This window comes from Pandoraea commovens (genome assembly GCF_902459615.1).
Lineage (GTDB): Bacteria > Pseudomonadota > Gammaproteobacteria > Burkholderiales > Burkholderiaceae > Pandoraea > Pandoraea commovens.
On record NZ_CABPSA010000001.1, the window covers coordinates 478,920 to 499,095 of the forward strand.

At 62.7% G+C, this 20,176-nt stretch carries 19 protein-coding genes; 6 read left to right on the top strand and 13 right to left on the bottom strand.

What is annotated here, in order from left to right; genetic code table 11:
* Positions 1-52: 52 nt before the first annotated feature.
* The 6 genes from PCO31010_RS02020 to PCO31010_RS02045 all read right to left on the bottom strand — a co-directional run bounded on the left by PCO31010_RS02020 (position 53) and on the right by PCO31010_RS02045 (position 5,294).
* Positions 53-1,009 (bottom strand): alpha/beta hydrolase, encoded by a 957-nt coding sequence (locus PCO31010_RS02020; RefSeq protein WP_150662763.1) that lies wholly within the window; start codon positions 1,007-1,009, stop codon positions 53-55.
* Complete coding sequence (locus PCO31010_RS02025) at positions 1,009-1,869, bottom strand: ABC transporter ATP-binding protein (protein WP_246184394.1); 861 nt, start codon at positions 1,867-1,869, stop codon at positions 1,009-1,011. Before PCO31010_RS02025 ends, PCO31010_RS02020 begins: the two co-directional genes overlap by 1 nt.
* Positions 1,866-2,609: an ABC transporter permease gene (locus PCO31010_RS02030; RefSeq protein WP_052653280.1), complete on the bottom strand. Its 744-nt coding sequence runs from the start codon at positions 2,607-2,609 to the stop codon at positions 1,866-1,868. Before PCO31010_RS02030 ends, PCO31010_RS02025 begins: the two co-directional genes overlap by 4 nt.
* A gap of 36 nt (positions 2,610-2,645) precedes the next feature.
* A complete protein-coding gene (locus PCO31010_RS02035) occupies positions 2,646-3,203 on the bottom strand; it encodes a VOC family protein (protein ID WP_150574247.1) in 558 nt (185 codons plus the stop codon).
* Positions 3,204-3,265: 62 nt separating this feature from the next.
* Complete coding sequence (locus PCO31010_RS02040; protein ID WP_150662764.1) at positions 3,266-4,300, bottom strand: ABC transporter substrate-binding protein; 1,035 nt, start codon at positions 4,298-4,300, stop codon at positions 3,266-3,268.
* Positions 4,301-4,337: 37 nt separating this feature from the next.
* Positions 4,338-5,294, bottom strand: a complete 957-nt coding sequence (locus PCO31010_RS02045) for a fumarylacetoacetate hydrolase family protein (RefSeq protein WP_150663459.1) — start codon at positions 5,292-5,294, stop codon at positions 4,338-4,340.
* A 156-nt stretch (positions 5,295-5,450) separates the two neighbouring features.
* On the opposite strand from PCO31010_RS02045, the gene PCO31010_RS02050 reads away from it, so the two are divergent.
* Positions 5,451-6,419 carry a 2-hydroxyacid dehydrogenase gene (locus PCO31010_RS02050; RefSeq protein WP_150662765.1) on the top strand — a complete coding sequence of 323 codons (969 nt, stop codon included), beginning with the start codon at positions 5,451-5,453 and terminating at the stop codon, positions 6,417-6,419.
* A 148-nt stretch (positions 6,420-6,567) separates the two neighbouring features.
* On the opposite strand, the gene PCO31010_RS02055 is transcribed toward PCO31010_RS02050, so the two are convergent.
* From PCO31010_RS02055 to PCO31010_RS02065, 3 genes are all read right to left on the bottom strand, one after another.
* On the bottom strand, positions 6,568-8,373 hold the full coding sequence (locus tag PCO31010_RS02055; RefSeq protein WP_150662766.1) for an LVIVD repeat-containing protein: 1,806 nt from the start codon (positions 8,371-8,373) through the stop codon (positions 6,568-6,570).
* A 113-nt stretch (positions 8,374-8,486) separates the two neighbouring features.
* Positions 8,487-9,536, bottom strand: coding sequence for a porin (locus tag PCO31010_RS02060; RefSeq protein ID WP_150662767.1), 1,050 nt, complete (start codon positions 9,534-9,536; stop codon positions 8,487-8,489).
* Positions 9,537-9,828: 292 nt separating this feature from the next.
* On the bottom strand, positions 9,829-10,296 hold the full coding sequence (locus tag PCO31010_RS02065) for a VOC family protein (RefSeq protein ID WP_246184396.1): 468 nt from the start codon (positions 10,294-10,296) through the stop codon (positions 9,829-9,831).
* A gap of 262 nt (positions 10,297-10,558) precedes the next feature.
* Between PCO31010_RS02065 and PCO31010_RS02070 the strand changes: the two genes are divergently transcribed.
* The 5 genes from PCO31010_RS02070 (at position 10,559) to PCO31010_RS02090 (ending at position 15,158) form a co-directional block, all read left to right on the top strand.
* Positions 10,559-11,212, top strand: coding sequence for a GntR family transcriptional regulator (locus tag PCO31010_RS02070; RefSeq protein ID WP_150574252.1), 654 nt, complete (start codon positions 10,559-10,561; stop codon positions 11,210-11,212).
* 301 nt (positions 11,213-11,513) lie between these two features.
* A complete protein-coding gene (locus PCO31010_RS02075) occupies positions 11,514-12,017 on the top strand; it encodes an inclusion body family protein (RefSeq protein ID WP_150662769.1) in 504 nt (167 codons plus the stop codon).
* A 101-nt stretch (positions 12,018-12,118) separates the two neighbouring features.
* Positions 12,119-12,652: an AidA/PixA family protein gene (locus tag PCO31010_RS02080; protein WP_174984228.1), complete on the top strand. Its 534-nt coding sequence runs from the start codon at positions 12,119-12,121 to the stop codon at positions 12,650-12,652.
* A 244-nt stretch (positions 12,653-12,896) separates the two neighbouring features.
* Positions 12,897-14,132, top strand: coding sequence for an amidohydrolase family protein (locus PCO31010_RS02085; RefSeq protein ID WP_150662771.1), 1,236 nt, complete (start codon positions 12,897-12,899; stop codon positions 14,130-14,132).
* A gap of 186 nt (positions 14,133-14,318) precedes the next feature.
* Complete coding sequence (locus tag PCO31010_RS02090) at positions 14,319-15,158, top strand: bifunctional allantoicase/(S)-ureidoglycine aminohydrolase (RefSeq protein ID WP_039398200.1); 840 nt, start codon at positions 14,319-14,321, stop codon at positions 15,156-15,158.
* 47 nt (positions 15,159-15,205) lie between these two features.
* On the opposite strand, the gene PCO31010_RS02095 is transcribed toward PCO31010_RS02090, so the two are convergent.
* The 4 genes from PCO31010_RS02095 to PCO31010_RS02110 all read right to left on the bottom strand — a co-directional run bounded on the left by PCO31010_RS02095 (position 15,206) and on the right by PCO31010_RS02110 (position 19,976).
* Positions 15,206-16,096, bottom strand: coding sequence for a LysR substrate-binding domain-containing protein (locus PCO31010_RS02095; protein WP_150662772.1), 891 nt, complete (start codon positions 16,094-16,096; stop codon positions 15,206-15,208).
* Positions 16,097-16,225: 129 nt separating this feature from the next.
* Positions 16,226-17,776: a gamma-glutamyltransferase family protein gene (locus PCO31010_RS02100; protein ID WP_425495000.1), complete on the bottom strand. Its 1,551-nt coding sequence runs from the start codon at positions 17,774-17,776 to the stop codon at positions 16,226-16,228.
* A gap of 363 nt (positions 17,777-18,139) precedes the next feature.
* Entirely contained in the window at positions 18,140-18,676 is a 537-nt protein-coding gene (locus PCO31010_RS02105; protein WP_150662774.1) for a DUF1097 domain-containing protein, read from the bottom strand.
* Positions 18,677-18,704: 28 nt separating this feature from the next.
* A complete protein-coding gene (locus PCO31010_RS02110; RefSeq protein WP_150662775.1) occupies positions 18,705-19,976 on the bottom strand; it encodes an amidohydrolase family protein in 1,272 nt (423 codons plus the stop codon).
* Positions 19,977-20,176 lie beyond the last annotated feature (200 nt).

Consider the following 20,176-nt stretch of genomic DNA (forward strand, 5'->3'; position numbering starts at 1 on the left):
GCTGCCCTCGCTGAACGTCCCCGTTCAGCGATTCAGGCAGGCGCGGACCGCATCAGGGCGATGGGTTGATTTCGTGCAGGAATTGCAGAATTTCGCGGCCGAGCGAATCGTCGCCCGTGTCGAGATGCGCAACGACCGACGTGTGGTTGTGGTCGTGCACCTGAACGAAGCGCGGCGCGTGGGCATCTCGCTTCGCGAGCCGATGACAGAATTCGAGCGCGTAAGTATCGAGATGGGGATTCTCGAACTCGGCAACGACCGTCATCACCGGCACCGGCATGGCATCGACGTGCGCCATCGGGGCGTCCGCCTCGTGACGCGCTGCGTCGTCGCCGTAGTAAGCGATGACGCCCGGGGCGTTCGGATTGTCCGGCAGGACGTCGGCACGCAGACGCGCGCTGATCAGCACGGCCCCTGCCACTTCAGGTGCCGCCGGACGCACACGTGGATCGCACAGATAGCTCGCGACGTGCGAGCCGCCCGCCGAATGCCCGATCAGCAGAATGCGGGACAAGTCGGCCCCGCCCTCGCCCGCATATTGCGTGATGTGCTCGCGAATCCATCGCATCGCCAGCGCGACATCCTCTGCGCCGCCCGGGAACGCGGCTTCCGGTGCGAGCCGATACTCCACGTTGACGGCCACGCACCCGTGACGCGCGAAGTAGCGCGGCACATTGCCGTAGATCTGCGCGTTGGCATTCATATCGCCGCGCACGAACCCGCCACCGTGCACGAAGACCACCACGGGCGCGGGTGCGCTCACCGGTCCTGCCGGCACTATTGGCGCTGTCGGACGGTAGACGTCGAGCCGATGCCGCGCATGCGGACCATAGGCCAGATCCCGCACGACAGCGAAGCCTTCCGTCGACGCTTTCGCCAGCAACGGCGTGTAGGTGTCGAGCACGGCGCGGCGTCCGGCGGCGATGTCGTCGGTCCACGAGGGGCCGAGCACCCGCATGGTCGCGCGCGCGACTTCCCACTCGGCGACGGCTGACGTCTGTCCGTCCATCAATAGACTCCCATCAACTGCGAAAGCTGCGCGATGTACCCGGCGTAGCGAGGATGCTGCTTGATCGTCTGCGGCGAGCGCGGACGCGGCAGATCGATCACCACTTCCTGCTCGACCTTGCCCGGACGCGCCGACATCACAATCACGCGATCCGACAGGAACACCGCTTCCTCGATGCTGTGCGTGACGAGCAACACTGTCTGCCGATGCTCCTGCCAGATACGCAGCAGCTCGACGTTCAGGTTGTCGCGGGTGAGCGCATCGAGCGCGCCGAACGGCTCGTCCATGAGCAGCACTTTGGGTTCGAGCGCCAGAATCTGGCCGATGGACGCGCGCTGACGCATGCCGCCGGACAGCTCGTGCGGATGGTGGTCGGCGAACTGAGCGAGTCCCAGCATCTCCAGCAGCGCCGTCACACGCGGCTCGCTCTTCTCCTTCGGAATCTTGCGCAGGCTGGTGCCGAGCAGCAGGTTCTGACGCACGGTGAGCCACGGCAGCATGTTGCTCGTCTGGAAGACGACACCAATCTCGGGCACCGGACGCGACACGCGCTGCCCCGCCACGCGCACTTCACCGCCGTCATGGGGCACCAAGCCCGCCACGATGCGCAACAGCGTGCTCTTACCGCAACCGCTGGTGCCGAGAATCGACACGAACTCCTGGTCTGCGATGGAGAGCGACACGTCGTCGAGGATCTTCACTGGCGCAGTCTTGCGGTTCTTCGCAGGGAAGGTCTTGTCAATGTGGCGCACTTCGATCATGGCGTCCGACGTCTGAGGGGCCGTGGACGGCGCATCAGCCGCGCGCGTCGAATGCAGAGGCGTCACGGTATTCGCCTTCGAATTAGTCAGACCGCTCATACGTTGATCCCCCGCCACCAGACAAACCGCGCCAGCCGTTCGATAGCCCAGTAGAGCACCACCGCCAGCAACGTCACCATCAGAATCGCCGCGAACATCACGTCGGTGCGTGCCGCTGCCGAGGCGAACACGATCAGATGCCCCAGCCCTTCTTCCGAGCCGATGAACTCACCGACGATGGCGCCGATGACCGCGAGCGGCATGGCGATCTTGAGACCGTCCGCAAACGCGGGCAGCGCCGCCGGGAGATACAACCGCCAGAAGGTGTCCCACGGGCTTGCGCCCAGCGCACGGAAGTGCTCGTCGAGATTGCGGGCCACGGACGCGAGACCGCCCATCGTCGCCACCACGACAGGAAAGAAGGCGAACAGGAACGTCGACGCCAGCTTCGAGGCAAAGCCGTAGCCGAACCACACGATCATGAGCGGCGCGAGCGCGATCTTCGGCATGCTCTGCAAAGCGGTGACGAGCGGATACAGCGTGCGGCGCGCGAACGCGCTGTAGCTGATGACCACACCGATCACCAGCCCGCCGACGACGGCGGCGACAAACCCCGTCAGCACTTCGACGGTCGTCACCCACGTGTCCGCCAGCATCTGCGGATGCACTTCCCACGCGGCGCGAAAGATGGCCGACGGCGGCGGCATCAGGTACGACTGCACCTTGAAGTACGTCACGGCCATTTCCCACAGGGCGAGCAGCACGCCCCAGAATACGATCGTCTGTGCGATGCGTTTCATTCGAATGTCTCCTCCGGATGGATGGGGTAAGCCGGGTTAGGCCTTGCCGCCCGACTTCTCCTTGACCATCCCCGGCGGGGGCGGCACGACGAAACGCTCGAACCGGAACCGGTCGAAGCTCTCGATGTTGCGCTCCCACACCTTCGCCTCGTACGGATGCTCGGCGTCGATCTGCGTCATCTCGCAATACAGCTCGACGTTGTTGCCATCCGGATCTTTAAACACGAGGAAGTAGTTCGCACCGGGACCGTGACGGCCGATGCCGCGCACGATCTCGACTTCATGCGCGCGCAGCACTTCCACGGCCTTCTCCATCTCCTCGACGCTGTCGACCAGATACGAGAAGTGCTCCATGCCAGGACGACCGTAACGCGGCAGATCGTCGATATCGGGCGAGTTCTTCGGAATCTGCGACAGCGCCAGATCGTGGTGATCGCTGCCCGCACGCAGGAACACCATCTGGTCGTCGATCCAGTCGGAGACCGTGAGGCCGAGCACTTCGGTATAGAACTTCACCGACTTCTGAATATCGCGCACGACCAGCACCAGATGGCCGAGACGCTTCGGATTGAGTTTGGGTTTGGGGCTTGTCATCTCCACTCCTTGCATTGCATCAGTTCTCATCGGGTCGCGATCGGATTCCCGATCACCGAGAATCACTCGACGAACTGATTGGTATAGATGTCGGTGGCTTTGAGCGTCGGCGCGAGATTGAAGGCATCGCGCACGAACTTCGCGGTGGACTCCATACGCGGCACCGGCAGCCAGCCCGGCTTGTGGCCCTTCGTCTCGCTATCGGTCTCCAGCGCGCCGATCTGGCGAATCTGTTCGACCATGACCTGCTTGTCGAGCATCGGGTACTGCGAGACGATCACACCAGCGGACTCCTCCGGATGCTCACGCATCCAGGCATAACCCCGGTAGGTTGCCTGCACGAAGCGACGCACCACGTCCGGCTTCTGGGCGATCATCGTTTCGGTCGTGACGATGCCGTTGCCGACCATGTCCAGCCCGAAATCGCGATAGCGCAGCGAGCCGATCTCGCGGCCTTGCTTCGACGCCAGCGACTTGAGTACCGGCAGATTCGCGCCTTCCCAGCACTCGGTCAGATCCACACGCCCTTGCAAGAACGAAGGATTGATCGTGGACGGATCGAGGCGAAGCAGCTTGACAGACGTCGGCGGCAAGCCATTCGCCTTGAGCCACGCCGGTACGATGTTTTGCAACGGCGACGCGCCGCCACCGCCCATCGACATGCCTTTCAGATCGGCAGGCTTGGTGATGGTGCGCCCGGGCTTGGCGAGATAGCAGATCGCGCCGGGCCAGACCGCGTTGATCGAACCGACCATGCGGGTCTTACCGCCCTGAGCGCGATTGAGCATGACGCTGATCGGGTCGCCGTAGCCGAACTCGAACAGGCCCTGATCGACTTCATTGACGGTGCGTTGCCCGCCGTGACCGACAATGGCCGAGACTTCCAGCCCTGCCTCGCGGTAATAGCCCTTGTTGATCGCGACGAGCACGCCGCCGGTACTGCCCTGCGGCAGCCATGAGAGGTTGAACTTGACCTTGTCCTGTGCGGCGACCGGCGTCGCCCACAACGCGCCTGCGCCGACAATCCCTGCCATGCCGATCGTGCCGACACATGCGAGCGCCGTCCACCAGCGCCGGGTCCACTGCCACTGCTGCATTGCTGCCTCCTCCTGACCGCCACATGAGCGGTCTTTCTTATTTGCGTTGTGCCACGACGCGGTTCTCGATGGCGCCGATGCCCTCGATACCCGCCACCATCACGTCACCCGCCTTGAGATACACGCCACGCCCCATGCCCACGCCGGTCGGCGTACCCGTGGCGATCAGATCGCCGGGCTTGAGCGTGAGGATTTCCGACAGGTAAGCGATCTGCTCCGCAATGTTGAAGATCATTCCTGCCGTTGTGTCGTCCTGCATCGACTCGCCGTTCACCGACAGGGTCATGCGCAGGTTCTGGGGATCGCGAATGACGTCGCGCGGCACAAACCACGGCCCCAGAGGAGCGAAGGTATCGAAACTCTTGCCGCGAAACCAGTCGTGCGTGAACGGATAGTCGGTGCGACGGTTCAAATCCCGTGCGCTCACGTCGTTGATGACGGTGTAACCGGCGATCCATTCGTGGGCCTGTTCAACCGGCACGTGACGGCCCGGGCGGCCGATCACCACGGCCAGCTCGACCTCCCAGTCGACACGCTCGGCATGCGGAGGCAGCACCACATCGGTACCGGTCGCCGTCACGCTCGTCTCGGCCTTCATGAACATGTACGGCGAGCTTTCGCTGCGCGGCGCGAGCTTGGTGCCCATTTCCGCCGCGTGTTCGTAGAAGTTGGACGCCGTGGCAAAGATGCGGCCCGGCTGATACGGCACGCACAGACGGTAGCTATCGGTCGCCAGCGCACCCACCTTGGCCGGAACGCCTGCGTCCAACGCGCGACGCACGGCGGCCGATACGGCATCGCCATGCACATACCAGTCCGAGAGCAGCGCCGTCAGGTCTTGTGCCGACGCGAGGCCATCTTCCGCACCCGCGCCCACGTGACGCAGCACCGCTTCGAGGTCATACAGACGGCCGTGCTGCACCAGTGCCGTACGACGTGCGGCCACGGCGCCCGGCGCCAGCGATTCATAAGTTGCCAATCCAAACCAGGTCACACCTTCCTCCTTGTCTTCCATCGGTAACCGATCTCGTTTTCACGTATCGGCTGTCTTTTTGATTGCTATGTTGAAACACAATACATAGCATATGTATACATAGCAACTGATTTGTATTTTATTTTTCAATCCATCTCGTCGAGACGATTAAGGCCCATGAACGACATGCCGCTCCTGCTCAATCTCATCCCGCTCGAACCGCTGGCCCGCGCGCAATTGCTTGCTGCCGGATTGCGTCTGCATGACGTCGACACAACCATGCTCTGCGTCGCTGGTGACCCCGTGACGCCCCATGTGCGCCTCGTGCTCACGAACGGCACCACCGGCCTCACGGCTGCGCAAATGGACGCGCTACCCCAGCTCGAACTCATCTGCGCTTTCGGTGCGGGCTTTGAAAACATCGACGTCGACGCCGCCACGCAACGCGGCATCGCCGTGGCGCATGCGCCGAACACGAACGGCGAGACCGTCGCCGATCACGCGCTCGCGCTGATGCTTGCCAGCGCCCGTGGACTCGTCACGCTCGACCGCGCCGTGAAAGCGGGAGGCTGGGCGAAACATCGCGCACCGCGTCCCACGCTGAGTGGCGCACAACTCGGCATCGTCGGCCTCGGCAACATCGGTCAGGCCATCGCGACGCGCGCGGAAGCCTTCGGCATGTCCATCGGCTATCACACGCGCACGGCCCGCACGAACTGTCGCTGGCAGCACTTCGACGACATCGGCGCGCTGGCCGACGTGAGCGACTTCCTCGTGCTCGCCTGTCCCGGTGGTCCAGCCACGCATCACCTCGTGAACACCGATGTGCTGGCACGTCTGGGCACACACGGCTTTCTCGTCAATGTGGCCCGAGGCAGCGTGGTGGATACGGTGGCACTGATCGAAGCACTTTGCGACGGCGTGATTGCAGGTGCCGCGCTCGACGTCTTCGAGACCGAACCCGAGGTGCCGTCCGCACTGCGCATGCTCGAGAACGTGGTGCTCACGCCGCATATCTCCGGTCGCTCACCGGCGGCACTACAAGCACAGATCGACCTGCTGCTGGCCAACGTACGCGCCCATCTCGCTGGCACGACGCTACCGGCTATCGTCAACTCCGCTGGACATCGCAGCGCATCGGAATAAAAGAGGAAGCAAAAAAAGAAGCGGGCAACCGGGAGACCATCGGAGGTTGCCCGCTTCAACACTTCACGCTTTGGAGGCCCTGTGAAGTCGGCGGTGACGACGCGAACCGATCCCTCCGGTCGCGCCGCCCATGACGTCGAATCGTTCGTTAGCGTGCCGGGTACGGCTTAGCAGGCGCGCCCATCACCGGCTCACCCAGCAGCGGGCTCGACAATGCGTAGGCGCCGTTCTCGGTGAAGGCCCACATGATGTTGCGGTCGTACTCCGTGTACATCGCAAACACGCCCTTACCCAGCGTGTAGACCGGCAGTTCCGTCTCGTCGGCCAGACCCGGCACGAAGTAACCGGCGATGCGCGGCTTGGTCGGGTCCTTCACGTCGAAAATCTGCACGCCCGCGTTGTAGAACGAGTACGGCACGATGCCCTGACGCCACGTACCCGGCTGACCGATGGAGTTCGAACGCTTCGGACCGTAGTTGCCGCCACGCTGGCAGAAGCTGGTGAACGGCGCGCCTTCGGGCACTTCCGGCTCGGGCAGCTTGCCAGCCACTTTCATCTTGGCGGGATTGCGCGCGTCGACGACGAAGATGTCCTTGTACGGCTCGTAGCAGTCGCGGTTCATCGGGTAGCCGCTAGTGAGCACGTAACCCGTGCGCTCGTACTGGCTGACGTCGGCGTTGTCATACTCCGTGCCTGCGAAGCTCGGTGCCGTGTTCACGTTGCCAACGACCTTCGGATGCGCCGGATCGCTCAGATCGAACGACCACAGTCCGAGACCCCCCATCGCGCCGAAGCCCACCTTGCCGCCCTGCTCCAGCGGCTTGGGCAGGAAGATCGGCATACGCGAGCCCATCCATGACGTACGGTTGCCCGCGCGCGGGTTTTGAAGATAGGCCTGCTCATGCTCTTCGTTGCCGAGAATCTGGCCCGGCACCGAAATCTGCGAGATGAACTTCGGATTCGCGGGGTCCGACATATCCCACACCTGGTAGCCCGGCGAGTAGAGATAGTTCGGGTATTCGGTGAGCGCGTAGCTGTCGTCCGGAGCGGACGAGAGAATCATGTACTTGCCGCCGTAGAACTCCGGAGAGTCGAGCGAACCCGAGCCCTGCTGCTGGCCGACCGGCGCATTGGGATGCTTGTAGTCGGTCGTGCGCGTCGCGATCAGCTTCCAGTCGGACGGCAACGGGCCATCCATCTCGAAGACCTTGAAGCCCTTGAGCGAGTTGTAATTGCGTTGCGCAGCCACCTTGTCCGGCTGCTTCGACTTGTCCTGCATCAACCCGTAGCGGCCGATTTCGAACGACGCGACGAGGATCGGCTTGCCCAGCTTCTTGTTCCACACGATGGTGGCGCCGCCGAGGTAGTCCTGCACGTTGTTGGCATCGAACTTCTCGCTCGATCCCTTCGGCCCCCACACGCCGCCCTTCGAATAGACGACCTTACCGTTGGCCGGATCGGTCACGTCCATGATGCGCAGGTAGTCGCGGTCATGGATGTAGAGATAGCGCTTGCCGTTGAAGTCGGCGATGTTGTTCCACGCGTGGAACGGCGAATCAACGCCCGGATAGAACGCCAACACCTTCACGTTCTTCGAATAGCTCTTCTTGTCCCACGTAGTCAGTTCGCCGGGGAAGCGCTGGCCCGTGTGAATTTCGGGTGATGCCTTCGGCCAGATGAACTTGCCCGTGGCCGGATCCATACCGTAGTCGACGCCAGCCTTGAGCGGCTTCGGTTCGCGGTCCGGCGTGAGGCGCAGCCATCCGGCCAGATACGGGTCCTTGACGTTCGGCGTGCCGGGCGTGCCCGACGGATTCTCGGCGGGCGCTGTCTGCGCGACCGGCGCGCCTTCGGGAGCCGAGGCGTGCGCGGCGAGCGTCATCGTGAGCGCCGCGAGCACTGCCGTGGCTGTCAACATGGCGGGGGCTGCACCGCGTGTCTGCATGCGAAACATGTCTTCCTCCTTCGTCTCAAAAGTCTTCTCGCCGGCGCTGTGAACGACCTTCGCCGGCGGCGTATTACTGAAAAGCGGGAATGCGGAAATGCTGTTGCCGAACGACGTCTGCGTCAGAACGCGTGACGAATACCAAACTGCACGCCCGAGGGGTTCTGCGAGCCGGTCGGCGTGACCTGGAACGTCACCGGGTAGTGGACGGTCGTGTCGTTGCTGTGCTGCACGCGAGCGTAGGTCGCATAAAGCGTGGTGCGCTTCGACAAGCCGTACATGTAGCCGACCACGAAGCCGTTGGCGTTGGAGAGCGCCTTGTTGTCGTCGTCCTGACGGTGGACAAAGCTCGCGTAGAAGCGATGGCGGTCGGTCAGCGCATAGCGCACGCCTGCCTGAATGTCCCAGCCTCGCACGTTGAACGCGACGTACGGGGGATAAGCGTAGTAGCCGTTGTAAGTGTGATAGATGAACGTCGGCTCGATGCTGCCGAACTTGTACGTCGCCGCGAAATAGTTGTCGCGCGACGAGCGGATCTGGCTAGCCGAGTAGATGTCGCGGGTGTATTGCAGCTCACTGACCGCGCCGAGGAAAATGCCACCGTGACGATATTCCAATGCAGCGGAGTAGAAGCGGCCGGAGCGCGTGCCGTCGCCCACGCCGGTCGTCGCCATGAAGCGTGCGTTCAGGCCGTACCACGTCGGCGTCTTGTACTGGATGGAGTTGTCGACGCGATACGACGCGTAGAAGAACTCCATGTTGTTGACCATACTGAAGTCGGCCGCCCAGCTCGGATCGGCGTAACCCGCGATCCAGTACGACGGCGTGAACTGACGGCCCAACGACAGATCGCCCCACGGCCCTTTGATCCCCACGAACGACTGACGCGCCTGCGCCGATTGTGTGCCGTTGTTGGCTGAGAACATCGGCTCGTACGTGAAGAACGCGCGATTGCCACCGCCCAGTTCTTCATAGCCGCTCAGGTTGAAACGAGAGTTGTTCAGCCCACCACTGGACATTCTCGTGACCTTGCCGCCATTCGCGCCCGACCCCCACAGTTGTTCCATGTTCAGGTCGATAAACCCCGAGAGCGTGACACCCCCGGAAGACTGCGCGTACGCACCGCCCTGCATTGCACCCAGCAGCAATGCACACAACACTCGCTTCTTCATGCTGTCTCCTGATGTTTCTCGTTTTATTTGCGACGCCTCCCCTGTTTAACTGCTGGGATGTCTGCCGCTCGCCCGTTGTATGTATACAATCTTTCGATGGATTATACATATCAAAGAAATTGAATTTCTACTGCTATTTGCTTATACAAACGGGCTATTTTTTTATAGCGGGTTACCCCTTAGGACTTCGGATGATGAATCGCCGCCGACACACCAGGCGCAATGCACGCGAGGTGTTCGGCGGCGATTTGAGGCACTAACGTGGGGAATATCGAGATGGGTCGCGCACGGATCAAAGTCCGCTGCGGTCGGCCTGGAGGCCTTCATGGCGCAGCTTCGGCGCGTTGTCGCTGCCGGTGCCGTCTTTCGAAGCGCCGCCCCAGCCGTGGGCGGTGACGTCGAAGATCACGCCGTTCGGGTCGAAGAATTTCACTTCGTAGAAGATGTTGCTCTTCACCGGCACTTCGCCCATGTAATAGCGTCCGCCAGCGGCTTCGATCTTCGCGCGCGTGGCGGCCACGTCTTCCACCCAGATGCCGATGTGATGCAGGCCGACGAACTCGCGGCCGCGGTCGCCCGCCGCTTCGTCGTTCTTATAGTTGAGCAGCGCGAGATTGATGACGCCGTCCGAGAGGTAGACGCCCCGGGCGAGCGAGGAGTCCGTCTCCCCGACCTTCTTGAAATCGAACGCCTGCATATAGAACTCGGCCGCCTTCCAGGGGTCCGGCACGGAAAGCGCAATGTGACGCAGTTTGGCCATGATGAATGTCTCCTTCGGATTGAGGTGATAGGCCTCGCCGGCACCTCCGGCGAATGGCTTATGTATACTATCTCAGCACATTGCATTCAAAAACGTATTTTTGAATGCATGTTGAGCCTCCCATCGTTCCGGAAATCGATCAAACCCCGTCCCATATGGCGTTGCGCCCTTTTTACACGAGAACATAAGGAAAAATACTCGTATAATCCGCATGTATACAATCCGACTCAAACGACGCATCTACGGAGCGAGATAAACCAGCATGGCCGAAACCATTGCCGCACGGATCTGCCGCGTACTGACGGGCGAAATCATCGACGGCCGCCTGCCTCCCGGACAGAAGCTTGAAGAAGTCGTGCTGGCCGAGCGCTTCAAGGCGTCTCGCACGCCCATTCGCGAAGCACTGCGCGAGCTGAACGCCCGTGGCCTCATCGAACTCACGCCGCACAAGGGCGGTGTCGTCGCAAGCATCAGCGTCGACGACCTGTCCGACATGCTTGAAGCGATGTGCGAGCTCGACGCGCTTTGCTGTCGTCTGAGTGCACAGCGCATGAGCGCCATGCAGAAGAAGCAGTTGGAGATGATTCACGTCCAGAGCAAGCAGTGCATGGACGCGGGCGACGAAGCCGGTTACCTCGCGCTCAACCGCGAGTTCCATCAGTTGCTGAGCGCAGGCACGCAGAACAAGACGCTGATGGCGCTGATCGACAGCCACCGCGAACGGCTCGCCCCGTTTCGGGCGGCCCAGTCCGACGTCGAAGAGCGCTTCACCGTATCGTTCGACGAACACGACCGCGTAGTCGAAGCCGTGCTGGCGGCCGATGCCGAAGCTGCCTACAACGCAATGCGCAGCCACACGGCGCGTCTGAGCATCCACGTACTCGAACGTCTGCAACATAGCCGCAAGGACGACTGATCCGGCGCCATTGCGCGCACACCACGTCATCCGGCCCATGCCCGCCCCGCGCGCGCATGGGCTTTTCTTTTGTGTGTCCCCTTCCAATCCGTCGATTGGTCAGCGGCGGGCCCGCGAGTGCCAATCGAGACGCCATGCCGCTTTGCACGGAGATGTCACTAATAGTGTTCATCCGTTGCGAGGTTGAACATCCGCCACGGCTGCCTAGCCTCCACAACAGAAACGCTACGTCGTTTCGTCATTTCGGCGCCGTCGTCGTTGTCATCGACGGCATTCAACTCAGCCTTTCGTGGAGACTCACATGTCGCAAATCACCGATGTGCTGGTCAGCATCGACACCAAGACCATCGTCGACCGCTACGGCAAGAATTCCAGCATGGCGAATCCGCCGCTCATCGACTTCAAGCATGTTTTCATGATCGTGACGCAGGGCAACGTGGTGAGCGGGCAAGCAGGCGGCGAGCTGGACGTCGCGGCCACGGTCGGCGATGTCATCCGGTGGCGCGAATGTTCGCTCTCGCTGGGCTTCGAGCAGTCGTGCATCTTCTACAAGTTCGTGGGCAATCAGGGTAATGAGCTGATTTCTCCGCCCTCCCCGCGCGAAGCCGAGGTGACGATCCCCGTGCCGAACCCGCCGGACCCGACCAAACCGAAGAAGCAATCCTGCTCGAACTATTTCTGGTCGAGCGAAACGCTCAAGACCGGTCGCGTCACCTATCACTTCCAGTTCATGATTCTCGACCGTAGCGGCAATGTTTGTGGCTGCTATCAGTGGGATCCGTTCATCACCATTCGCAACCATTGAGTCGTTACGTCATCATGCCGATCCGCCATTTGTTGTGTGCCTTAAGCGGCTTAAGGCACACGATGCGTGGCGGTCGTCACGGCCCACAGCAGGGAGCCTCCATGTCCGAAGCGAAGCCCGGCGGCGATACGCGGGACAACGCCCGCAGCGCCGCCAGCACCGACGTATTGCTCGTAGTCGATACGGTGACGCTGCTCGACCGAGCGTCCGCTAGTGACGGGAAACCGCAGCCCGCCCCAGACAATGCTTACTACGCCTTGGCCCCGAACGCCGACGCCCTGACTGGCGTCAACGGCGCAAAGTGGGTCATCGACGCGCCCCCCGGCACCCGCATGAAGCTGCGCTGGACGCCGCTCGCGATGCGTGGCGAGCACGCGGCACTGCTGCAATTCGCGCTCGTCGACGAAACCACGTTGGGACGGTCGAGCCTGCATGTCGAGAGCCACGCCACGCGCTACGCGCCGCAGTCAGGAAAGCCCGACGAACCGGTTCCGCGTGAAGCACCAGATGCTTACTGGGAGACAGAGGTGATCGCCAGCGGGACGGCCGACGTCAATGTCGACGCCACGGTGACCGATCGCGACGCCAACGTCCTCGGGCGCTTCACGTGGTCGCTGCAAATCGTCGTGCCCTGATGCGTCCACCTGCTTCCCCCTCACGCATCGCGGCCCCCTCGCCATCCATTTAGAAATCGAATGGTATGCATTCTGATATTTAATTTGTCGATGCCCGATCGGTTCGCTATCTTGTAAGTCTTACCCCGCAGTTTCACCCCCCACGAGACCCCGCAGCGCGGCTGCGTCCCGCCACACGACACGTTCATACGGCACGTTGTGAGGCAGCGCCAGCGAGGCCCCGGGCAGCATAGAGGCGTTCCCAATGACTCACCGCGTTTTCGTCGGCGCCGTCGGTGCCGACGGCAACCCCATCACCCTCGCTGTGCGCGACGGACGTTTCACCTACGTCGGCGCGCCCGACTCGTACACCCCCGACACCACCGGCGCTCAGATCATCGATCTGCAAGGCAAGCTCGTGCTGCCCGGATTTGTCGACGGTCACATCCATCTGGACAAGAGCTTCGTCGGCGATCGCTGGCGTCCCCATCGCCCTGCTGCGACCCTGCGCGAGCGCCTTGCCGCCGAGAAGCAGGAAATCACCGCCGCAGCGCCAATGGCTCAGCGTGCCGACACCCTGATGCGTCAAACGGTGTCGTTCGGCACCGTCGCCATGCGCTGTCATGTGGACGTCGACGCCAGCACCGGCCTCACGCACCTGAACGAAATCCTGGCCATGCGCGAAAAGTGGCGCGAATGGCTGGATATCGAACTCGTCGCTTTCCCGCAAGCGGGTGTGATGACGTGCCCCGGTACAGCCGAGGTTCTGGACGACGCCGTTCGCGCCGGTGTGCAGGTCGTGGGCGGCATCGACCCGACCACGCTCGACGGCGACCCGCACGGGCAACTGAGCGTGATCTTCGGCATCGCCGAGAAGCACGGCACGAAGATCGACATCCATCTGCATGAGCCGGGCGACATCGGTCTCGCACAGTTGCATCGCATTGCGGCGCGCACGCAGGCAGCCGGATTGCAGGGACGTGTGTCCGTCAGCCATGCCTACGGATTGGGCGACATCGGCCCGGAGGAACTCGACACCATCGCCCGCGCGCTGGCCGACGCCGACGTCTCAATCATGACCAACGCCCCGGGCGACCGTGCCTTCCCGCCGATTCTGCGCTTGCGCGAAGCAGGTGTGCGTGTGTTCACGGGCAACGACAACATTCAGGACAGCTGGTGGCCGTACGGCAACGGCGACATGCTGCAACGCGCGATGCTCATCGGCTATCGGTCGGGTTTCTATACGGACGAAGACCTGCACGTCGCACTCGAAATGGCGACGACGGCAGCTGCCGCCGTGATCGGCAAAGCGGACTACGGCCTGCGCGCGGGCAACGAAGCCAGCTTCGTCGTCTTCGACGCACCGAACGCCGCCGCCGCTGTGGCAGCCGCACCGGCGGCGCGCGCAGTGATTCGTCACGGACGTTATTGGGGCGGCCCGGCGCAACTCGCGCTGGACCCCGCCCTGCTCAAGGACACAGCAGGGGTCACCCCGACCTGACTGTCATGCGCGACGCAGCCGCCTGCGCGAGGCGACGGCGTCGCTCACGTTCGTCGCACCGAGGTGAAGCGATCCGTGCGCGCCCCCAAGCGTGGATCGTGACCCAGGAACCCGGCGGCGGACGATGGGGAGAAAACAGAACGACGCAACAGAACGACGCATCGGAATCATCAGGAGCTAACAAGCATGTCGAAGACTACGTATTACGCGCCGCACGGCGGGCATCCGGGCCAAACGGAACTGCTCACCGACCGCGCCATGTTCACCGAAGCGTACGCCGTCATCCCGAAGGGCGTGATGCGCGACATCGTGACCAGCCACCTCCCGTTCTGGGACAACACGCGTCTGTGGGTGCTGGCACGTCCGCTCTCGGGTTTCGCCGAGACGTTCGCGCAATACATCATGGAAGTGGGTGCAGGCGGCGGTAGCGACAAGCCCGAGCAGGACGACAAGGCCGAAGGCGTGCTGTTCGTCGTGGAAGGCGAAATCACCGTCACGATTCAAGGCAAGGCGAATACGCTCACGCCGGGCGGCTATGCGTTCATCCCGCCCGCGACCGACTGGCAACTGCGCAACAACAGCCAGAGCACGGCGCGCTTCCACTGGATCCGTAAGCACTATCAGGCCGTGGAAGGTTTGCCGTATCCGGAACCGTTCGTGAAGAACGAGCAGGACGTCGAGCCGATCGCGATGCCGGGCACCGACGGCCGCTGGGTAACGACGCGCTTCGTCGACATTCAGGATATGCGCCACGACATGCACGTCAACATCGTGACGTTCCAGCCGGGCGGCGTCATCCCGTTCGCGGAAACGCACGTGATGGAGCACGGCCTGTACGTGCTCGAAGGCAAGGCCGTCTACCGTCTGAATCAGGATTGGGTGGAAGTCGAAGCCGGTGACTTCATGTGGTTGCGTGCGTTCTGCCCGCAGGCCTGCTACGCCGGTGGCCCCGGCCCGTTCCGCTACCTGCTGTACAAAGACGTCAACCGCCACATGAATCTGACGCTGGGCGCTCAGCCGAAGTAAGCGGCACTCAGCCGAGCTAAATAGTCGCTAAGCCGCGTGCGTCGTGATTACTTCGACGCACGCGGTTTCGATTCCAGCATCCCGACAAGCACCTTGGCGAGCGCACCCACCATCGGGTCGGCCGTCGGCCGATGAAAGATCGCCAGCTCGAACGTGTCGACAACAGGCAGCCCCTGCGCACGACCGAGCACCACATGCCCCGGCAGCACCGCGCGCGGCGGAACCAGACTGATCCCCATACCATCGGCCACAGCGCCCTGAATACCGCTCAGACTCGAACTCGTGAAGCTGATGCGCCAGTTGCGCCCCATCGCTTCGAGCGCGTTGATCATGTCGTCGCGGTACAGCCCCCGCGTCGGGAACGTCACGAGTGGTACGGGATCGAGACCGAACGACGGATGCTTCGCACTGTCGATCCATGCCAGCTTTTCCGGACTGCTCGCCACCGACTCGCGACTGTTGCGGCGCTGCTTGACCAGCACGAGATCCAGTTCACCGTGATCGTAACTACCTAGCAAATCGCGACTCAGGCCGCTCGTGACTTCCAGCTTGACCTGCGGATACTGACGGTTGAAACGGGCGAGCACCTGCGTCGTCGCGCCGGTGGCGAAGTCCTCCGGCACACCGAGACGCACCGTCACCGCCACCACCGCGCCCGAAAGCGCTTCGAACATCTGATCGTTGAGTGCGAGCATCTGACGCGCATAACCGAGCAGCAACTCGCCCGCATCGGTCGCGTGCACCTCGCGATTGCCCCGGTCGAGCAGCTTATGGCCGACCATGTCCTCCAGACGCTTCACCTTCTGGCTGACGGTGGACTGCGTTGAATGCAGACGGGCGGCCGCCGTCGTGAAGCTGCCGCAATCGGCCACCATGATGATCGAGCGCAAGAGGTCCAGATCGAACAGCGGTCGATTCGATTTCGCACTGCCAGCCATGTCTCGTATTTATTTTTGCGATGAATGGCAGAACTTGTATCACGCGCGACGAACGCCCGACAACTGGGGTTTTCGGCGGTGCCCGCGCCGTGATGGCTACCGGCACCGCGTCGTGCATGTAGTGCCTGGCTAGACACCCAACGCCCGTCCGTCGCTACGCGGATCGTGTGCGCCGCTCATCTGCCCTTGCGGGCCGATACGAATCGCGCCGGGATGCCCCGCCAACTGGCTTTGGGGTGGCAGCGGACTCATCTCGTGCCCTCGCGCGGCGAGCGCGGTGAATACACCCGCACCGGCGTCCTGTTCCAGCTTGAGGCTGTCGCGCGAATCGGAGAACGTCTTGCCCAGCAGGAAGCGCGGGCGCTTCAATGCCGTCAAAGGATCCATGTCGTAGTCGATGAGACGGGTCAGCACGGCTGCGAGCGTCTGCGGCTGCCCGTCTGCGCCTTGCGTACCGTAAAGCAATTGTGGACGTCCGCCCTTCAGGTACATACCGGGATTGAGCGTATGGAACGGACGCTTGCCGCCGCGCAGCACGTTGGGATTCGCCGGGTCCATGCTGAAAGACGCCCCTCGGTTGTGCCAAAGCACACCGGTGTCTCCCAGCACCACACCGCTGCCCCAGTCGAAGTAGACGGTTTGCAGCATGCTCACGCAGTTGCCCTGACTGTCCGCCGCCCCGATGTACACCGTGTCGCCCGTCTTGAAGACGTGCGGCCAAGGCATCGCGCGGTCCATGCGAATGCTGCGGGCATGGGCGTCGAGATTCACACTGGATAGCAGACGATCCACCGGCACATCGACGAAATCGGGATCGGCCACGTAGCGGTTGCGGTCGAGAAACGCGAGCTTCACCGCTTCGACCAGCACGTGATAGTAGTCGGCGCTGCCCTCCGGCATCGACTTCAGATCGAAGCGATTGAGGATGCCCATGATCTCAAGCGTCGTCACGCCTTGTGTCGGCGGACGCAGCCCGAGCAACTCGCCGTCCCGATACGCCACGCGCAACGGCACTTCCTCACGCGCCTGCGCACGGGACAGATCGCTCGCGCGTAACGGCGAGCCTACCTTCTTCAGACCGGCCGCGATGCGTCCGGCCAGATCGCCTTCATAGAATTCGCGTCCGCCGTGGGTGGCGATGCTGTCGAGACTTCGCGCCAGTGCTGGCTGATGAAAGCGCTCACCGGCCTGCGGGATGCGTCCGTTCGGCATGAAAGTGGTTGAGAAGCCTTCCCAGCCGGACAACTCGTTGGCCCGGAACGTCTGCCAGAAGTGCTGCGACGGCGTCACGGGAAAGCCGTTCGCAGCGTACTCGGTCGCGCGCGAAAAAAGCGACGGCCACGATTGCTGACCGCCCCACTGCGTGCGACTCAATTCGAATGCCTTGTCCCAGATGGCGACCGTCGCAGCCGTGGTCAGCGTCGCGCCGGGGCCGCGCACAGGAATCGCGCTACCGTACTCGGGCGGTTGGGCTGCGGCCTGACCGATGCCAGAGAGCGTGCGCACATTGCCGTCACGATCACTGATGACCATGAAGGCGTCGCCGCCCAGACCGGTGAAATGCGGATACGTCACGCTCAGCACCGCGCCAATGGCAATCGCCGCTTCGATGGCGTTCCCGCCCGCGCGCAGCACTTCCAGCCCCGCTTCGCTCGCCAGCTCATGCGGACTGGTCACCATGCCACGCGTCGATTGTGCGAGACGCCCGTCCGGCTTTGCGTTCGTGTCTGCTTTCGTCGTCACCGACGGTGCGGCTGCCACAGCTTCGGCAGCCTCCACGGCCGAGAGCGGCAGGACAGCGCTACCGGCCAGCGCCGCCGTCCCCATCAGAAAATTGCGACGCGTGTTGATGCTGCTCGCATCGCCAGCGGCAGACGGCTGCGGCGTCGATTGCGGTGGTGTCGGAGTAAGGCCATCGGCCAGTTTTGGTGCGAACGTCATGCCGTCTCCCTTGGGGATGTCATTGGAAGGCGAAGCGCACCCGACACTGGCAGCGCTTCGCCCGTACATCGTTGAATCGTCAAATCGTCGTGGGATTGGAGGTCAGACTTCCGCCTTCCAGCCCTTCCAGTTGCGTTGATGCGAGACTTCCGGGGCGGAGTAGCGCTCCTTGAGCCAGGCGTAGACCGGACCGAGCGCGTTCATCGCCACGGCGGCGGCCAGTGCGGCCAGCGGGTCCTGTGCAACGGGACCGAAGCCGCCGAACAGCGTGGCGAAGTAAGTCGCGAAGCCGAAAAACATGCCCGGGATGAAGTTCAGGCCGGGGAAGAAGCGCGCCAGCGCCATCATCGAGCCGTTGCCTGCGAAAAGAATCACCATCTCCGCGACCACCAGCGTGTTGCCGCTGAACTGCGTGGCGGCCTGTTTGAAGCCCAGCACGATCAGGAACGCGAAGAACGATCCGATCGGTAGCGTCGCCCAGATACGTTTTAGGTTCACCAGCGTCGGGCCGCCCATCGCGAACGTGGCCGCCCAACTGATAAAGATCGCCCATGGCGGCAGATGCAACGGCAGCATCGCAATCGGGATGGTGGTGACAGCAAGTAGTGAGGCAACGACTTCCGCAGGCAGCTTCTTCATGATTGTCTCCTTGAGTTTTATAAGAACTTCATTGCGCACAACAACATGAATGCCGGTGAATCTCGCAGCTGTGCTGCGTCACGACCGTGATGCGGCCGCGTTTGATGACCCACAGACGTGGCGGGATATCGAGCAGCGCGTCGGCCACCCGGAACGTATCGAGAATGATCAGATCGGCCTGCTTGCCCACGGCGATGCCGTAGTCGTGCGACAGGCCGATGGCGCGCGCGGCGTTATGCGTGCCCATGTCCAGAATCGCCTGCTGATGCTCGGGCACGCCGAACTGCGCCACGTGTGCGAGCAGATTGCCGATCTGCAACATGTCGGCCTTGCCGAACGGGGTGAATGCGTTGCGCACGTTGTTCGACGAATACGCAACGTTCACACCGGCGCTATGCAACGCTTTCACAGGGGTCAGTCCACGACGCTGGTTCTGCGCATCCTTGCGCCCGCCCAGATACAGATCCGTCGCGGGCAACGTGACGATGCTGATGCCCGCCAGGCGGATCTGTTCGATCACCGGTGCGAGTTCGTCGTTGTCGAGCGCGCCCAGACTCGTCACGTGGCCGAGGGACACGCGTCCCTGATAGCCCGTGTCGATGGTTCGCTGCGCGATGTAGGAGATAGCGGCGAAGCGCTGATCGCTGGTGTCGTCGGCGAAGTCCGCGTGCATGTCGATGGGCGCATCGAAGCGCTGCGCCAGCTCGAACACGATATCGATGTGGCGCTTCGTGTCTTCCCAGTTCAGCTCGTTGTACGGGCAGCCGCCCACGACGTCCGCGCCCATGCGCAGCGCGTCGATCATCAGCTCATAGGTGCCCTTCGACTTGAGAATGCCCTCCTGCGGGAACGCCACGATCTGCAAGTCGAGCAGGCTGTCGTATTCGTCCTTAAGCGTAAGCAGCGTCTCCACACCGATGAGGCCCTGAATCAGGTCGACGTCGGGGTGCGCACGCACGGCGACCGTGCCGTTCTTGACCGCCATGTCGAGCACCTGACGCGAGCGGTCGAGCACGTCCTCACGCTCCTGCTTGCTCTTGAGAATGCCGGTCACGCGAATGGCCTCGTCGAGCGTGCCGAAGCGTGCGGGCAGACGACGATGCAGCAGCGCCTTGTCGAGATGCAGGTGCGCTTCGACGAGGCCGGGAATCGCGGCCCGGCCCTGCGCGTCGATCTGCTCCTCGGCGGTGGCGTCGATGCCCGGCTCTATCGCGGCGATGCGCCCGCCCTTGATGGCGATATCCACGAGCGGCGCGTCGTCGCGTACGCACACATTGTTGATCAGCAGGTCCACATGCATGGTGCGGGTCTCCTTACGTCACGAAAAGCACTTGCGAATAGGGTCGCAGAGTGAGGTTGATGGACTTGGCCGGAGTGCGTCGGCGGCCGGGGTGGCAAAGGTTCTGAAAGGCCTGAACCAAGATAAGAAGAGCGCCCGAATACGGGGCATCGGGATTTGCTGGTTTTCGTCTAAGAATTTCCCTAGACGCGGTGCAGCAA

Excerpts from the sequence above, each read along its gene's own strand:
- PCO31010_RS02020 (WP_150662763.1), bottom strand. The coding sequence starts at position 1,009 with ATGGACGGACAGACGTCAGCCGTCGCCGAGTGGGAAGTCGCGCGCGCG.
- PCO31010_RS02025 (WP_246184394.1), bottom strand. The coding sequence starts at position 1,869 with ATGAGCGGTCTGACTAATTCGAAGGCGAATACCGTGACGCCTCTGCAT.
- PCO31010_RS02030 (WP_052653280.1), bottom strand. The coding sequence starts at position 2,609 with ATGAAACGCATCGCACAGACGATCGTATTCTGGGGCGTGCTGCTCGCC.
- PCO31010_RS02035 (WP_150574247.1), bottom strand. The coding sequence starts at position 3,203 with ATGACAAGCCCCAAACCCAAACTCAATCCGAAGCGTCTCGGCCATCTG.
- PCO31010_RS02040 (WP_150662764.1), bottom strand. The coding sequence starts at position 4,300 with ATGCAGCAGTGGCAGTGGACCCGGCGCTGGTGGACGGCGCTCGCATGT.
- PCO31010_RS02050 (WP_150662765.1), top strand. The coding sequence starts at position 5,451 with ATGAACGACATGCCGCTCCTGCTCAATCTCATCCCGCTCGAACCGCTG.
- PCO31010_RS02055 (WP_150662766.1), bottom strand. The coding sequence starts at position 8,373 with ATGTTTCGCATGCAGACACGCGGTGCAGCCCCCGCCATGTTGACAGCC.
- PCO31010_RS02060 (WP_150662767.1), bottom strand. The coding sequence starts at position 9,536 with ATGAAGAAGCGAGTGTTGTGTGCATTGCTGCTGGGTGCAATGCAGGGC.
- PCO31010_RS02065 (WP_246184396.1), bottom strand. The coding sequence starts at position 10,296 with ATGGCCAAACTGCGTCACATTGCGCTTTCCGTGCCGGACCCCTGGAAG.
- PCO31010_RS02070 (WP_150574252.1), top strand. The coding sequence starts at position 10,559 with ATGGCCGAAACCATTGCCGCACGGATCTGCCGCGTACTGACGGGCGAA.
- PCO31010_RS02075 (WP_150662769.1), top strand. The coding sequence starts at position 11,514 with ATGTCGCAAATCACCGATGTGCTGGTCAGCATCGACACCAAGACCATC.
- PCO31010_RS02080 (WP_174984228.1), top strand. The coding sequence starts at position 12,119 with ATGTCCGAAGCGAAGCCCGGCGGCGATACGCGGGACAACGCCCGCAGC.
- PCO31010_RS02085 (WP_150662771.1), top strand. The coding sequence starts at position 12,897 with ATGACTCACCGCGTTTTCGTCGGCGCCGTCGGTGCCGACGGCAACCCC.
- PCO31010_RS02090 (WP_039398200.1), top strand. The coding sequence starts at position 14,319 with ATGTCGAAGACTACGTATTACGCGCCGCACGGCGGGCATCCGGGCCAA.
- PCO31010_RS02095 (WP_150662772.1), bottom strand. The coding sequence starts at position 16,096 with ATGGCTGGCAGTGCGAAATCGAATCGACCGCTGTTCGATCTGGACCTC.
- PCO31010_RS02100 (WP_425495000.1), bottom strand. The coding sequence starts at position 17,776 with ATGGTGACCAGTCCGCATGAGCTGGCGAGCGAAGCGGGGCTGGAAGTG.
- PCO31010_RS02105 (WP_150662774.1), bottom strand. The coding sequence starts at position 18,676 with ATGAAGAAGCTGCCTGCGGAAGTCGTTGCCTCACTACTTGCTGTCACC.
- PCO31010_RS02110 (WP_150662775.1), bottom strand. The coding sequence starts at position 19,976 with ATGCATGTGGACCTGCTGATCAACAATGTGTGCGTACGCGACGACGCG.